Source organism: Sphingomonas sp. Sph1(2015), from assembly GCF_001970915.1.
Classification (GTDB): Bacteria; Pseudomonadota; Alphaproteobacteria; order Sphingomonadales; family Sphingomonadaceae; genus Sphingomonas; species Sphingomonas parapaucimobilis.
Genome location: NZ_MQUI01000009.1, coordinates 69514 through 83427, shown reverse-complemented (window position 1 = coordinate 83427; position 13914 = coordinate 69514). Strand labels below are relative to the sequence as shown.

The 13914-nt window shown below is 66.3% G+C and carries 15 protein-coding genes and 1 tRNA gene; 9 read left to right on the top strand and 7 right to left on the bottom strand.

From position 1 onward, the window contains the following. Nucleotides 1-12 precede the first annotated feature (12 nt). The 5 genes from BSZ14_RS05985 to radA form a co-directional block, all read right to left on the bottom strand. Nucleotides 13-342, bottom strand: coding sequence for a DUF423 domain-containing protein (locus BSZ14_RS05985; protein WP_076710224.1), 330 nt, complete (start codon nucleotides 340-342; stop codon nucleotides 13-15). Nucleotides 343-345: 3 nt separating this feature from the next. Beyond that, nucleotides 346-2094 (bottom strand): cation:proton antiporter domain-containing protein, encoded by a 1749-nt coding sequence (locus BSZ14_RS05980; protein WP_042489243.1) that lies wholly within the window; start codon nucleotides 2092-2094, stop codon nucleotides 346-348. After that, the gene (locus tag BSZ14_RS05975; RefSeq protein WP_076710223.1) at nucleotides 2094-2531 is read right to left on the bottom strand and encodes an iron-sulfur cluster assembly scaffold protein; all 438 of its coding nucleotides are present in this window, start codon (nucleotides 2529-2531) and stop codon (nucleotides 2094-2096) included. The genes BSZ14_RS05980 and BSZ14_RS05975 overlap by 1 nt, the downstream gene beginning before the upstream one ends. Beyond that, a complete protein-coding gene (locus BSZ14_RS05970; RefSeq protein ID WP_076710222.1) occupies nucleotides 2531-3094 on the bottom strand; it encodes a CvpA family protein in 564 nt (187 codons plus the stop codon). The genes BSZ14_RS05975 and BSZ14_RS05970 overlap by 1 nt, the downstream gene beginning before the upstream one ends. A gap of 103 nt (nucleotides 3095-3197) precedes the next feature. Further along, complete coding sequence (gene radA, locus BSZ14_RS05965; protein ID WP_042489254.1) at nucleotides 3198-4571, bottom strand: DNA repair protein RadA; 1374 nt, start codon at nucleotides 4569-4571, stop codon at nucleotides 3198-3200. 96 nt (nucleotides 4572-4667) lie between these two features. Here radA and BSZ14_RS05960 point away from each other — a divergent pair, with 96 nt between their 5' ends. Beyond that, nucleotides 4668-5804, top strand: a complete 1137-nt coding sequence (locus tag BSZ14_RS05960) for a glycosyltransferase family 4 protein (protein ID WP_042489257.1) — start codon at nucleotides 4668-4670, stop codon at nucleotides 5802-5804. On the opposite strand, the gene BSZ14_RS05955 is transcribed toward BSZ14_RS05960, so the two are convergent. Together BSZ14_RS05955 and BSZ14_RS05950 are read right to left on the bottom strand one after the other, a co-directional pair. Then, nucleotides 5801-6091: a DUF2218 domain-containing protein gene (locus BSZ14_RS05955; RefSeq protein ID WP_076710221.1), complete on the bottom strand. Its 291-nt coding sequence runs from the start codon at nucleotides 6089-6091 to the stop codon at nucleotides 5801-5803. The genes BSZ14_RS05960 and BSZ14_RS05955 overlap by 4 nt on opposite strands. Further along, entirely contained in the window at nucleotides 6088-6681 is a 594-nt protein-coding gene (locus BSZ14_RS05950) for a PadR family transcriptional regulator (protein WP_083748139.1), read from the bottom strand. The genes BSZ14_RS05955 and BSZ14_RS05950 overlap by 4 nt, the downstream gene beginning before the upstream one ends. Nucleotides 6682-6806: 125 nt before the next feature. On the opposite strand from BSZ14_RS05950, the gene BSZ14_RS05945 reads away from it, so the two are divergent. From BSZ14_RS05945 to BSZ14_RS05910, 8 genes are all read left to right on the top strand, one after another. Next, entirely contained in the window at nucleotides 6807-8147 is a 1341-nt protein-coding gene (locus tag BSZ14_RS05945; RefSeq protein WP_076710248.1) for a replication-associated recombination protein A, read from the top strand. Then, entirely contained in the window at nucleotides 8131-8991 is an 861-nt protein-coding gene (locus tag BSZ14_RS05940; RefSeq protein ID WP_089413592.1) for a hypothetical protein, read from the top strand. The genes BSZ14_RS05945 and BSZ14_RS05940 overlap by 17 nt, the downstream gene beginning before the upstream one ends. Before the next feature lie 19 nt (nucleotides 8992-9010). Then, nucleotides 9011-9085: transfer RNA gene (locus BSZ14_RS05935), tRNA-Thr, on the top strand. A gap of 56 nt (nucleotides 9086-9141) precedes the next feature. After that, entirely contained in the window at nucleotides 9142-9837 is a 696-nt protein-coding gene (locus BSZ14_RS05930) for an endonuclease/exonuclease/phosphatase family protein (protein WP_076710219.1), read from the top strand. After that, entirely contained in the window at nucleotides 9837-12119 is a 2283-nt protein-coding gene (locus tag BSZ14_RS05925) for a patatin-like protein (protein WP_076710218.1), read from the top strand. Before BSZ14_RS05930 ends, BSZ14_RS05925 begins: the two co-directional genes overlap by 1 nt. Nucleotides 12120-12218: 99 nt before the next feature. Then, nucleotides 12219-12530, top strand: coding sequence for a lipopolysaccharide assembly protein LapA domain-containing protein (locus BSZ14_RS05920; protein WP_076710217.1), 312 nt, complete (start codon nucleotides 12219-12221; stop codon nucleotides 12528-12530). 7 nt (nucleotides 12531-12537) lie between these two features. Then, nucleotides 12538-13212, top strand: coding sequence for an orotidine-5'-phosphate decarboxylase (gene pyrF / locus BSZ14_RS05915; RefSeq protein WP_076710216.1), 675 nt, complete (start codon nucleotides 12538-12540; stop codon nucleotides 13210-13212). Between the two features lie 35 nt (nucleotides 13213-13247). Further along, complete coding sequence (locus BSZ14_RS05910; protein WP_042488876.1) at nucleotides 13248-13889, top strand: phosphoribosylanthranilate isomerase; 642 nt, start codon at nucleotides 13248-13250, stop codon at nucleotides 13887-13889. Nucleotides 13890-13914: the final 25 nt, after the last annotated feature.

Sequence of the window (13914 nt, the reverse complement as noted above, 5' to 3'; positions counted from 1 at the left end):
CGCCGTGCAGCCTTAGCCGCGAAGCGACCAGGCCAGCCAGAGCCATCCGCCGATCAGCAGCGTCCCCCCGATCGGCGTGATGGCCCCGAACCAGCGCGGGGCACCAAAGGCCATGGCGTAGAGCGTGGCCGCGAAGATCGCCGCGCCGATGACGAAGGTCCATGCGACCCCCCTCGCCTCCATACGCAACGCGACAAGCGCCGCGACCGCGTGGATCAGCTGATACTGTCCGCCGGTGCGCAGCCATTCCACGGCCACCCCCTCGGCACGGTGCGCGCCGAAGGCTCCGGCCGCGATCGCAATCGCTCCCGAGAGCGCCGCGAGGATTGCCACCAGTCCCATGGGTCAGCCGTTCCTTTCGTCCTGTGTGATGATCCGGTCGCTGGCGGCACGCAGGTCGCCCGCAGCGGCCTGCGCCGCCAGCCGTTCCTTGTCGCGGGCACGATACATGGTTTCCACCCGGTCGATCTCGGCATGGTCGATCTTCAAGCTCCCCAGCGCCAGGCGGGCCATCTTGACCGCCGATTCCAGCACTTCGCGCACGACATAGGATGCGGGGCCGCCCTTGAGCCGGAGGACTGCGCGACGGTCATAGGCGCGGACGAAGATCGAGGCATCGGGGAAAGCGGCATGAACGCTTTCCAGCAGCTCCAGCGTGATCTGATCCTCATCCAGACAGAACAGGATCAGCTCCGCCTCCGCCGCACCGGCCTGTCGCAACAGGTCCAGCCGGGTGCCGTCGCCATAATAGACCTTGGCACCGAAAGATGCGGCGATGTCGATCATCTCGATATCGCGGTCGATGAGCGTCACGGGAACATCACTGGCGATCAGCATCTGCGCGACCGTCTGGCCGAAGCGACCATAGCCGACGATCAGGGCATTGGCCCCATCGGTCATCGGCCCCTCACGCTGACCGGCACGCGTGATGACCGGCTCTTCGCGGATGCGGCGAGTCGCGCCCATCAGGAACGGCGTCGTCGCCATCGACAGGGTGATGATCGCCCCGAACAGGCTCGCCGCCTCTGGCGCGATCAGATAGCCCTGCTGGGCCTGGGCGAACAGCACGAAGCCGAACTCTCCGCCCTGGCTCATGAGCAGACCGAGCGCGAGGGCGGAGCGCCACTTCATCTTGAACGCCAGCCCGATCAGCGTGATGACCAGCGTCTTGGTGGCGATCAGCGCCATCGCCATGATCGCGACGAAGGCCGGCCGCTCGGCGATGGCAGGGAGGTCCAGCATCATGCCGACCGCCAGGAAGAACAGGCCTAGCAGGATAGAGCGGAACGGTTCGACATCCGCTTCCAGCTCATGCCGGTACGGGCTGTCGGCCAGCATCACGCCGGCGATGAACGCGCCCAGCGCCGTCGACAGGCCGAGCAATTCCATCACCGCCGCGCTGGCGACCACGGTAAACAGCCCGGCGAAGACGAACATCTCGCGCTCACCCATATTGCCGATCAGGCGGAACAGGGGCCGCAGCAGGAAACGCCCTGCCAGGATCAGGCCGATGACCGCGCCGATCGTCTCCAGCGCCAGGATCCAGCCCGGCGGACCGGTGTGGTCGGCCGGGTTGCGCGACATGGCCGCAACGATGGTGATGAGCGGGACGATCGACAGGTCCTGGAACAGCAGGATCGAAAAGGCCCGCTCGCCGAAGGGCGTGCGCATCCGCCCCGACGACTGAAGCATCGGCAACACCTGCGCGGTCGAGGATAGCGCGAGCGGCAAACCGAGCGCCAGTGCCGCCTCCGGTGAAAAATGCGCGAGGATGACGATGCCGGTGATCGCCAGCCCGCAGATCGCGACCTGAAGAAGCCCCAGCCCGAAAATCTCATGCTTCATCCGCCATAGCCGGGCGGGGTTCAGTTCCAAGCCAACGATGAAGAGCAGGAGCGTGATGCCGATCTCGGCGATGCCCAGCTTGGACTCGGCATCGCCGACCAGCCCCAGGACGTGAGGGCCGACGACCGCGCCAGCGACCAGATATCCCAGCGTCGCGCCAAGCCCCAAACGCCGAAAGATCAGGACGAAGGCGAGGCCAGATCCAAACAGGATCGCGCCGTCGCGCAGCAGCGATATCTCGCCGTGCATCAGCTCTTGGCTCCGGCCGCCGCATCTTCGGCCGCCTGCGCCGCCGCCTCGAACGCCAATCGTATCGAAGGATGGCGGGCGGTATAGGACAGCGCCGGGGTGAAGATGTCGATGCCCGGCCAGGCGGGGGCATCCCCCTGCCCCGCCGCCAGCCAGGTGGTGAGTTCGTCCCGCGCGGCGGCCAATTCGGTCACGCTGCGCCCGACGACATGCGCCGACAACAGGGCCGCCGACGCCTGCCCCAGGGCACAGGCGCGGACCAGCATGCCGACTTCGGTCACCCGGCCCGCTTCGTCGAGGTTGAGGTCCACGGTCACCCGGCTGCCGCAAATGGGCGAGCGGCGCTCGACACTGGCCATGGGATCGGTCAGTCGCCGATCATGTGGGATCGCCGTGGTCAGGCGCAAAATCTCTGCGTTATAGAGGGGCGCGTTCATCACGGGGTCTCGCTGCTATTGGTCAGGCCGGAACCGGCAGAGGATGTAGGCGCGCCGAAGACCGGCAGGCCGCGGCGACGGCGATCGACAAAATCGGCGATCCCGGCGCTGGTTGCATTCAACAGCTTGTAGGTGCGGCTCTTGACCATCCATTCGGGCCGCCGCGCAGGGCCGCCGCTTATCGTATCGACCATCAGCGCGACGACCAGAAACACGAGGCTGGCGAGGATCAGGCCCTTGAGCGCGCCGAAGCCGAAGCCCAGGGCGCGGTCGACCGGACCCAGAACAGAGCTGCGCGTCCGCGAACCGATGGCCCGCGCGATCAGGCGCCCCCCCAGATAGGTCACGCCGACGATCAGTGCGAAGGCCAGAACCGCCGCTCCCGAGACGGTCCCGACCACCCCGGTCAGGGCCTGCGCCAAGGCGATGTGGAACATCTTCAACGCTGCGACGATCGCGACCCAGGCGAACAGCGCCAGAACCTCGGTGACGAAGCCCCGCATGAACCCCTGTATCGCCGCGCCGAACACCGCGATCAGGACAAGAATATCTAGGGCCGTCAACGCCTGCTATCCCATATCTCAGCCAGCCCATGAACCACGACCGAGGCGGATCGGCAGTTCCGCCAGCGGCAAGGAGCGGAAACGCTACCCCCTGGCCCTTTCGCTACCCGCGCCCCAGCATATGGTCAACGAACTCCGCCAGGGTCCGGAAGCCGGTCATGCGCAGGCCGCCCTCGTCACTGGCCATCGCGCGCGGCACGATCGCTTTTTCAAAACCGAGCTTGCCCGCCTCCTTCAATCGCAACGGACCATGCGCGACGGAGCGGATTTCGCCCGACAGCGCGATTTCGCCGAAGACGATGGCGTCGGTCGGCACTGGCCGTTCGGACAGGGCCGAGATCAACGCCGCCGCTACCGCCAGATCGGCGGCAGGATCCTGTATCCGGTAGCCGCCCGCGATGTTGAGATAGACCTCGGCCGACGAGAAGCTCAGCCCGCACCGCGCCTCCAGCACCGCGAGTATCATCGCCAGGCGTCCGGTGTCCCAGCCGACGACCGCGCGACGTGGCGTCGCACCGGAGGCGAGGCGGACGGTCAGCGCCTGAATCTCGACCAGCACCGGCCGCGTGCCCTCCAGCGCCGGGAAGACGGTCGCGCCGGTCACGCCTTCCTCGCGACTGGTCAGGAACAGTGACGACGGATTGCCGACTTCGGTCAGCCCCTCGGTCTGCATGGCGAAGACGCCGATCTCGTCGGTGCCGCCGAAGCGGTTCTTGATCGCGCGCAGGATGCGATACTGGTGGCTGCGCTCGCCCTCGAAGGCGAGGACGGTGTCGACCATATGCTCCAGCACGCGTGGCCCGGCGATCGATCCGTCCTTGGTGACATGGCCCACCAGCACGACGGCCGTGCCGCGTTCCTTGGCGAAGCGGATCAGTTCCTGTCCCGATGCGCGCACCTGGCTGACGGTGCCCGGTGCGCCTTCGATCAGGTCCGAGTGCATGGTCTGGATCGAGTCAATGATGAGGAGCGCAGGCGGCGTCCCGATCGACAGGGTGGTCAGAATGTCACGAACCGAGGTCGCCGCTGCCAGCCGGACGGGCGCCTGCCCCAGCCCCAGTCGGCGGGCACGCAGACGGACCTGGTCTGCCGCTTCCTCGCCCGAGACATAGGCGACCGGCTTGCCCGCCATGGCCAGCTTGGCCGCCGCCTGAAGCAGCAGCGTGGACTTGCCGATCCCCGGATCGCCGCCGATCAGCGTGGCCGATCCCTCGACAAAGCCACCACCCAGCGCCCGATCAAGTTCGGCGATGCCGGTTGCCATCCGGTCGGGCAGCGGAATATCGGCGTCCAGCCCGACCAGCTGGATCGCACGGCCGCCACCCTGAAGATTATGCTTGGCCGCGAACGGCGTCAGTTGGACCGGCGCTTCCTCCAGCATCGTGTTCCATTCGGAGCAATCGGGGCATTGCCCCTGCCAGCGGGAGGACACCGAACCGCAGGATTGGCAGACATAGCGCTTCTGGATCTTGGCCATGGCGATGCTCTAGCCGGAGCGGAACGAAAATGGAACGGATTTGATCGGGCGGCGGGAGTGGTCTTTGGGGTCCTGCCCGGCTATGGGGCGAACTCCATGATCCCAGAACAATTTCGTGTCGCGCTGTTCAGCGGCAACTACAATTACACGCGCGACGGCGCGAACCAGAGCCTTAACCTGCTGGTCGGCCATCTGCTGGCGCGGGGTGTGGCCGTGCGGGTCTATTCGCCGACCTCCTCGACGCCTGCCTTTCCGCCGGTCGGCGATCTGGTCGATGTGCCTGCCATTCCGCTGCCGTTTCGCGCCGATTATAGGCTGGCGCGCGGGCTTCCGGCCGAGGTTCGGGCCGATCTGGAGGCGTTTGCACCCAATATCGTCCATGTCTCGGCACCCGAATTTCTGGGGCACGCGGCCGTGCGCTGGGCACGGAAGAACGGCGTTGCGTCGATCGCCTCGGTCCATACCCGGTTCGAGACCTATCCGGCCTATTACCATCTGGGTTTCCTGGAACCGGCGATCATCAGGCTGCTGACCCGCTTCTACAACAAGTTCGACCGGATCGTCGCGCCCAGCCCCAGCATGATCGACCTGCTGCGCGGATGGGGCGTGACGCCGCCGATGGGCATCTGGTCGCGCGGGATCGATCATGACCGTTTCCGCTCCTCGCGCCGCAGTCTGGAATGGCGTCGCTCGCTGGGCATTGCGGACGGCGATGTGGCGATCGGTTTCTTGGGCCGGCTGGTCAAGGAAAAGGGCCTCGATGTGTTCGCAGAAGCATTGGCCGAACTCCGGCGGCGCGGCGTGGCGCACAAGGTGCTGGTCGTCGGCAAAGGCCCGGCGCAGGACTGGTTCGCAAAGGCTACACCCGATGCGATCTTCGCGGGCTATCAGACCGGTGACGATCTGGGCCGTGCGGTCGCATCGATGGACATCTTTTTCAATCCCAGCGTGACCGAGACCTTCGGCAACGTCACGACCGAAGCGATGGCGGCGGGCGTGCCCGTGGTGGCGGCCAACGCAACCGGTGCGATGGACCTCGTGGCGAATGGTGAAACCGGCTATCTGGTCGGCGCGCGCGATATCACCGGCTATGCCGACGCGCTCGAGCGGATCGCCATCGACCAGGCCCTGCGCCGCCGGTTCAGCGAAGCGGGGCAAGCCCGCGTCGCCGATTACCGGTGGGACAAGGTCAACGACGCGGTGCTCGACGCCTATCGCGCCCTGTTTGCTTAACCTTCGCGCCAGTCGAAGGTCAGCGGCGCTTCGCGAAAGGCGAAGCGGTCGAGATGGCTGGCCACGACCTCCCGCATCCGGGCGACGTCACCGTCTTCGGGCACGGTCAGAACGATATCCAGCGTCTCGCTGGCGGCGCGCATCTCCAGCTTTGACCCGTTGGGGAACAGGATCGTGCCTTCCTCTTCGGTGAAGGACACCTCCATCTTGTGGCTCCAATGCTTGGCGAGCTGCTGGAGATAGCGGCTGGCCGACTGGGTCGGCACGCGGGCAATAGACATGCTCATTTCAGGCGCTCCACCTTCTGTGCGAGTTCGTCGATCATCGCGGCGACCTGATGCACCATCTCCTGCGGCGCATCGCCGTCGCCAAAGCGTTCCATCACCGCCATCTTCAGCCCGCCCATGGCGCGCCGGATCGGGGCTGCATCGACTCGCTGGCGATGTTCGCCCAGTGCCCGCAGCCGGGCCAGCAACGCCTCGACCTGTTCGGCATTCTCGGTCAGGTGCGTGCGACCGGCATCGGTCGCGGCGAAGCGCTTCTTGGCCCCCTCGGACCGCTGTTCCTCGATAAAGCCCATCTCGTCGAGCAGGGTGATCGTCGGATAGATGACGCCCGGGCTGGGCGCATAGGCACCGCCGGTCATCGCCTCGACCTCACGGATCAGGTCATAGCCGTGGCGTGGTTCGTCGGCGATCAGCTTCAGCAGCACGAGCCGCAGCTCGCTGCCGTCGAACATCCGACCCCGGCGGCCGCCGCCCGGTCCTCGCCGTCCGCCCCGTGGGTCTTCGAAATCCCATTGAACGTCCAACGGCCCGAAACTCCACCGGCCGCGCCGCTGGTGATGGTCATGGTCGAGTCCATGAAAATGTCGCATCGTGATACTCCGACTGGGTTTTGATACGGTCAAGATATATCACGGCAATCCTATTTCAAGATGCCTCAAGATATATCATTGTCCTGAGAGGTGACGGGGGGCTTCGACGCTCCTACATGATGCTCATGGCCGATCTCTTCGCGGGTATGGACCCCGCCCCCGTCCAGCCCTCCCTCACGGCCGATGCGCCGCTGGCCGACCGCCTGCGCCCGATGAAACTGGCCGAGGTTGTCGGGCAAGGTCACCTGACCGGGTCCGAAGGCGCCATCGGGCGAATGGTCGCAGCCGGGCGTCTGTCGTCGATGATCCTCTGGGGGCCGCCGGGCACCGGCAAGACGACGATCGCCCGGCTGCTCGCCGCCGAAGTGGGGTTGCGCTATGCGGCGATCTCGGCGGTCTTTTCCGGTGTGGCGGACCTGAAGAAGGTCTTCGCCGAAGCGCGCGACCATGCTCGGCTAGGCCAGCGTACCCTTTTGTTCGTGGACGAGATTCATCGCTTCAACCGGGCGCAGCAAGACGGTTTCCTGCCTTTCGTCGAGGATGGCACGGTCACGCTGGTCGGCGCGACGACGGAGAACCCCTCCTTCGAACTCAACGCCGCGCTTCTGAGCCGGGCGCAGGTACTTATCCTCCATCGGCTCGGGCAGCCCGCGCTGGAGCAGTTGCTGGAGCGGGCGGAGGCGTTGATGGAGCGCCCCCTGCCCCTGCAATCCGCCGCCCGCGATGCGCTGCTCGCGAGCGCCGATGGAGATGGCCGCTTCCTGCTCAACCAGGCCGAGACGCTGTTTGCGGTGGACCTGCCCGAACCGCTCGACGCCGCCGGGCTGTCGGCATTCCTGCAACGCCGGGTCGCGGTTTATGACAAGGATCGCGAGGGGCATTACAACCTGATCTCGGCCCTGCATAAGTCGATCCGGGGATCCGACCCGCAAGCCGCCCTCTACTATCTCGCGCGGATGCTGACCGCAGGCGAGGAGCCGCTCTATCTGCTGCGTCGTCTGACCCGCACGGCCATTGAGGATATCGGTCTCGCCGATCCGCAGGCTCTGACCCAGTGTCTCGCGGCCAAGGACGCCTATGAGTTTCTCGGCTCGCCCGAGGGGGAACTGGCGATCGTGCAGGCGTGTCTGTACCTCGCCACCGCGCCGAAATCGAATGCGGCCTATAAGGCGCAGAAGCAGGCATGGCGGACCGCGAAGGAGACCGGATCGCTGATGCCCCCCGCCAATATCCTGAACGCGCCGACCAAGCTGATGAAGCAGATCGGCTATGGCGCAGGCTATCAGTACGACCATGACGCGGATGGCGGTTTTTCGGGCGCGAACTACTGGCCGGACGAATTGCCGCCGCAGAGCTTCTACGAACCGTCGGGGCGCGGTCTGGAGAAACGCATCGCCGAGCGCATGGCCTGGTGGGACGAGCGCCGCCGCGCCTTGCAGGATGGCGGCGATGACCGTCGCGGCTGACCGTTTCGGCGGCTTCGTGGCAATCGACTGGTCCGGTGCGCATGGCACTGCGCATCCGGGGATCCAGGTCGCACTCTGTCATTCCGGAAACGCAGCGCCTCGCATCGTGACGCCGCCGGGACGGGCCTGGTCACGCAAAGGCGTGGCCGAATGGCTTCTCGCCCGCGCAGACGCGCCGCTGCTGATCGGATTTGACTTCAGCTTTTCGGCCCCGTTCGTCACCCGCGGGGCGCATCTGCCGGGAGACAGGCCGACAGCGGACGCACGGGCTCTCTGGGCCTATGTCGATGACAGCTGCGACGATCCCGATCTGGGCGCGCGGAGTTTCCTGGAGGCACGGCGCGGGCGGCATTTCTATTTCGGAGCGGCGGACGGGCGAAAGGCGGACTTCCTCCATTGGCGGGCCTGCGAGATCGCGACCGATGGCGCACGCAAGCCCTCGACCATCTATGACGCCATCGGCGCGTCGCAGGTGGCCAAGGCGAGCTTTGCCGGAATGCGGCTGCTCCGGCGGCTGGACGGGCACGTCGCGATCTGGCCGTTCGATCCGGTGCCGCCCGCAGGTGCGCTGGTCGTCGAAATCTATACCTCCATCGCCGCCCGTGACGCCGGTCGTCCGCGCGGACGGAGCAAGATGCGCAGTGCCGAGGCGCTGGACGACGCGCTGATCGCCTTGGGCAGCGAACCGCATGACCCGCTGCATCGGTACGACGATCACAGCACCGACGCGATCCTGACCGCCGCCTGGCTGCGCACCATGGCGATGCGCGACGATCTCTGGCATCCGGCGGGCCTCACCCATCAGGTTGCGCAAACGGAGGGCTGGACCTTCGGCGTGTCTTGACGCTAGGGGGATCGGCGACGCCGGATTAGCACAGCGGTAGTGCAGCGGTTTTGTAAACCGAAGGTCGGGGGTTCGATCCCCTCATCCGGCACCATTTTCCATGTATCAGGAGTTGGCACCAAAATCCCGTCGCTGCGTTACAGTGGCGGAATGATCAAGGTCGCCAGCTACAATATCCGGAAAGGGATCGGCGCCGACCGGCGGCGCAATCCCGATCGCATCCTGGACGTCCTGCGTGAAGTCGATGCCGATGTGATCGCCCTGCAGGAGGCGGATCGCCGCTTCGGCGAACGCGAAGGGGTGATCCCGCTTCATCTGCTCGACGAGCATAGTGACTGGAAGCCCATCGTCTATGGCATGAAAGCCCGCTCGATGGGTTGGCATGGCAATACCATTCTAGTGCGCAAGAACACGCAGGTCCTGGATTTCGAGGCGATCCACCTGCCCTCGCTCGAACCGCGCGGCGCGGTCATGGCCGATGTGCGGACCAGGGCCGGGGTGATCCGGGTGGTGGGCATGCACCTCGACCTGTCGGGTCTCTGGCGGCGTCGGCAGGCGGCGGCGATCCTGGCGCATCTGACGAGTTGCGTACATCGGCATCCGACCGTCATGATGGGCGACCTGAACGAATGGACCCGCGCGGCGGGGTGCCTGAAGGACTTCACCCGCGATTTCGCCGTCGCGGAGACAGGGCCGAGCTTTCATGCAAGGCGGCCGATCGGGCGTCTCGACCGGATCATGGTGTCGCCCGAGCTGAGGATCGGCGCATGTGGAGTCCATGCGACCCCAATGTCGCGACGCGCCTCCGACCATCTGCCCATCTGGGCCATGATCGGTCCCCGCTGATGCGCGAAAAGGAGCTGCGGCTGGCGCTGGTCTGTTATGGCGGGATCAGCCTGGCCGTCTACATGCACGGCATCACCAAGGAAATCTGGCGGGTCGTGCGTGCCAGCCGCGCCTCGCATGAGGGCGATCCACCGGCGTCGGCGGTCGATGCGGTCTATCACGACCTGCTCGACGAGATGGCGGAGCGTGGCGGCGTACGTGTCCGCATCCTGGCCGACATCATCGCAGGCGCCAGCGCGGGTGGAATCAACGGCATATTCCTCGGCCATGCCATATCGACCGGCCAGTCCCTTGATCCGCTGACCGACCTTTGGCTGGAGGCGGCCGATATCGAGGCGCTGATCGCCCCGGAAGCGGCACCGACCTCGCGCTTTTCCAAAATGTGGGCCCTGCCCATCGCCTGGATGGCGGCGGGGCGCAGTGGCGAGAAGGTCGCCGCACTGGACGAGGACACGCGCGAGGAGGTGCGCTCCAAGCTCGGCCATCTGATCCGCTCGCGCTGGTTCGAGCCGCCCTTTGCCGCCGACGCCTTTACCGGACGGCTCCTCGAGGCATTCGACCGTATGGCCAACGGTCCGGTGGGCAAACGACTGATACCGCCGGGCCAGCCGCTCGACCTTTTCGTCACCGTCACGGACTTTACCGGCCAGCCGCAGCGGTTGCGGCTTCATTCGCCGGGCGAGGTGGTCGAGACCGAGCATCGCATGGTTGTCGACTTTACCGACACCGGCGGCGGCAAGCTGGCTGCGATCCCGGAGCTGGTCTTCGCAGCCAGGGCCACATCCAGTTTCCCCGGTGCCTTTCCCCCCTTCACGGTGGTCGAGTTGGACCGGGTTCTCGCGGCGCGTGAGCAGGAATGGCCCGAGCGCGATGAATTTCTACGCCGCGTGCTGCCGCGCCATCATGCGGCGGGAGCGGCGGACAAGGCGGTGCTGATCGACGGATCGGTGCTGGTCAACGCCCCCTTCCGCCCCGCTATCGATGCCCTTGGCCGCCGACCCGCCCGGCGACAGGTCGACCGTCGCTTCGTCTATATCGACCCGTTTCCCGGGATGCATTTCCGCCTGCCCGGCGGCGGCGGCCATCCGGGGTTTTTCCAGACGATCATCGGTGCGATCAGCGAACTGCCCCGGCAGCAGCCGATCCGCGACAATCTGGAGGCGATCGCCGCTCGCTCCGGCCGGATCGACCGTATGCAGGCCATCCTGGCCGCCATTCGCGAGGAGGTTGAGCAGGAGATCGAGCAGCTGTTCGGCGGCACCTTCTTCCTCGACCGTCCGACTGCCGCGCGACTGGCGTCCTGGCGGGTACGCGCCCAGGCAGCGGCTGCCGCGAAGGCGGGGTTCAGCTATGCCGCCTATGGCCATCTGAAGCTCGCCAATGTCATCGATGCTATGGCGGCGATCCTGACGGAAGCCATGGGCGACGATGGTCAGCCGAACCGCCACCGCCTTCGCGCGATGATCGAGCGAACCGTGGCGGCCCGCCATGTCGGTGGCGAGGCGATCAACTTCACCGGCGGATCGAGCAACGGCGCGCGGACGTTCCTCCGCGCCTTCGACCTCGGTTATCGTATCCGTCGCCTTCGGTTGCTCGCCCGGCGGCTGACCGAACTGGAAGCGGATCATAGCGAGGCGGAACTCGCACCCGTCCGCGACGCCATCTACGAATTGCTGGCGGAGTTTCTGGAACGTCAGAGCGGCATTGGTCTCGCGGACTGGGCGGATGATATCCGCACCGTTCGCGACGATGGCGGCCCGATGCTCGATCGACTGGAGGCCAGGCTCGACCTGATCCGACTGGACGGCGAAACCGACGCCCGGCTGGCCGCTGCCTTTTCGGGGCTGCCCCGTACGGCGCGGCGCACCTTGCTGCTGACCTATCTGGGCTTTCCCTATTTCGACGTGGCGACACTGCCGCTGCTCCAGGGCGAGGGGCTGGACGAGTTCGACCCGATCAAGGTCGACCGCATCTCACCCGACGATGCTACCGCCATCCGGGCCGGGGGCGCGGAAGCGACGTTGAAGGGTATCCAGTTCCTGACCTTCGGCGCGTTTTTCAGCCGCAGCTACCGGGAGAACGACTATCTTTGGGGGCGGCTGCACGGCGCTGAACGGATGATCGACATTGCCGTCTCCACCCTGCCCTCGACGATCCGGCTGAAACCCGGCGCGGTGGCAGCCTTCAAGCGGCGGGCTTTCCTCGCCATACTCGACGAGGAAGAGGAGCGGCTGACCGCCATCGCGCCCCTCATCGCCTCGCTTCGCCGGGAGATCGGCTGAAGGCTGGTCATGCAGGGTCAACGCGGCTAGACCGCATCGCCAAGCGAGGTTTCGCCGTCTCGTCAGGTCGGCGGCGAACCCGGTGATGCGGAGAAACCCATGCAGTTCCTGAAAATGCTCTTCTGGTGCCTGCTGGCCTTTCTGGCCGCAGCCTTCACGCTGGGGAACTGGACGACCGTGCCGATCCGGCTGGTCGGCGGACTGGTCGCGGACGTGAACCTGCCGCTGCTGCTGTTCCTGACCTTTCTGCTGGGGCTGGTGCCGACACTGATCTGGCAGCATGCCGCACGCTGGAGGCTGCGCCAGCGATTGAGCGCCGCCGAGCGTTCGCTGGCCGCCGTATCGGCCGAGACCAGCGTCTACGTCGCCCCGATTCCTCCTGTTACCTCCAACACCCAGCCGACGGTCTGATCCCTTCATGAGCAATCGCATCTACGTCGCCATCGACACCCCCGATCTCGCTCGCGCGCAGGCGCTGGCGCAGAAGGTTCGCCATCATGTCGGCGGGCTGAAGCTGGGACTGGAATTCTTCTGCGCGCACGGCGCGACCGGGGTGCGCGAGATGGCGCATATCGGCCTGCCCATCTTCCTGGACCTCAAGCTGCACGACATCCCGAACACCGTGGCCAAGGCCGTCCAGTCGCTCGGCCCGCTCGCCCCCGCCATCCTGACCGTCCATGCCAGCGGCGGCCGCGCCATGCTGGAGGATGCCAAGGCGGCGGCACCGACCGGCACGAAGGTCATCGCCGTCACCATGCTGACCAGCTTGGACGCGAGCGACCTGTCCGAAACCGGCGTCGTCGGCTCTCCGGCGGATCATGTCCGCCGTCTGGCCGACCTGGCGGCCGAGGCGGGCGTGGACGGCATCGTGTGTTCGGGCGAAGAGGTCGCGGCGGTCAAGAAGGCATGGCCCAAAGGCTTTTTCGTCGTACCGGGCGTGCGTCCGGCCGACGGTGTGATCGGCGACCAGAAGCGTGTCGTCACCCCGCGCGCGGCGATCGATGCAGGTGCCTCGATCCTGGTCATCGGCCGTCCGATCACCCAGGCGGAGGATCCTGACGCCGCTGCCCGCGCGATCGCCGCCACGCTATAAGACGTTTTTCGAGCCCTCCCATTCGGGAAACGATCATGACCACCACTGCCAAGATCTGCGGACTGACGTCGCCCGCCACGCTCGACGCCGCGCTGGGCGGCGGGGCGAGCCATGTCGGCTTCGTCTTCTTTCCCGCCTCGCCCCGGCATCTGACCTTCGACGTCGCGGCGGGACTGGCGGGACGGGTGCCCGATCATGTCCAGCGGGTCGGCGTCTTCGTCGATCCCGATGACCAGTTGCTCGAGGCGGCAGTCCGTGCCGGAATGCTCGACGCGATCCAGCTTCATCGCACCGCACCTGCGCGCGTGGCCGCGATCCGATCGAAATTCGACCGGGAAGTCTGGGCGGCGGTCGCGATCAAGCTGCGCGGCGATGTTGAGAAAGCGCGCGACTATGCGGGTGCCGCCAGCCTGATCCTGTACGATGCCAAGACCCCGGACGACGCATCGCTGCCCGGCGGCATGGGGCTGCGCTTCGACTGGAGCCTGCTGGACGGCGTTCGTCATCCACTGCGCTGGGCTCTGTCCGGCGGGCTGGATGCAGGGAACGTCGCCGAGGCAATCCGCCGCACCGGCGCCCCCTTGGTCGATGTGTCCTCTGGCGTCGAGAGTGCGCCGGGTGTCAAGGATATGGACAAGATCGCAGGCTTCCTTAAAGCCGTTGCGACAAATCAGTGACAGGATCGTTTGCAGGGTTCGCTCC

Bases quoted from the DNA above. Each gene is read 5' to 3' on its own strand.
- BSZ14_RS05955 (WP_076710221.1), bottom strand. From the start codon at position 6,091: ATGAGCATGTCTATTGCCCGCGTGCCGACCCAGTCGGCCAGCCGCTAT.
- radA (WP_042489254.1), bottom strand. From the start codon at position 4,571: ATGGCCAAGATCCAGAAGCGCTATGTCTGCCAATCCTGCGGTTCGGTG.
- pyrF (WP_076710216.1), top strand. From the start codon at position 12,538: ATGAGCAATCGCATCTACGTCGCCATCGACACCCCCGATCTCGCTCGC.
- BSZ14_RS05985 (WP_076710224.1), bottom strand. From the start codon at position 342: ATGGGACTGGTGGCAATCCTCGCGGCGCTCTCGGGAGCGATTGCGATC.
- BSZ14_RS05930 (WP_076710219.1), top strand. From the start codon at position 9,142: ATGATCAAGGTCGCCAGCTACAATATCCGGAAAGGGATCGGCGCCGAC.
- BSZ14_RS05925 (WP_076710218.1), top strand. From the start codon at position 9,837: ATGCGCGAAAAGGAGCTGCGGCTGGCGCTGGTCTGTTATGGCGGGATC.
- BSZ14_RS05950 (WP_083748139.1), bottom strand. From the start codon at position 6,681: ATGCGACATTTTCATGGACTCGACCATGACCATCACCAGCGGCGCGGC.
- BSZ14_RS05980 (WP_042489243.1), bottom strand. From the start codon at position 2,094: ATGCACGGCGAGATATCGCTGCTGCGCGACGGCGCGATCCTGTTTGGA.
- BSZ14_RS05960 (WP_042489257.1), top strand. From the start codon at position 4,668: ATGATCCCAGAACAATTTCGTGTCGCGCTGTTCAGCGGCAACTACAAT.
- BSZ14_RS05910 (WP_042488876.1), top strand. From the start codon at position 13,248: ATGACCACCACTGCCAAGATCTGCGGACTGACGTCGCCCGCCACGCTC.
- BSZ14_RS05940 (WP_089413592.1), top strand. From the start codon at position 8,131: ATGACCGTCGCGGCTGACCGTTTCGGCGGCTTCGTGGCAATCGACTGG.
- BSZ14_RS05920 (WP_076710217.1), top strand. From the start codon at position 12,219: ATGCAGTTCCTGAAAATGCTCTTCTGGTGCCTGCTGGCCTTTCTGGCC.
- BSZ14_RS05975 (WP_076710223.1), bottom strand. From the start codon at position 2,531: ATGAACGCGCCCCTCTATAACGCAGAGATTTTGCGCCTGACCACGGCG.
- BSZ14_RS05945 (WP_076710248.1), top strand. From the start codon at position 6,807: ATGGCCGATCTCTTCGCGGGTATGGACCCCGCCCCCGTCCAGCCCTCC.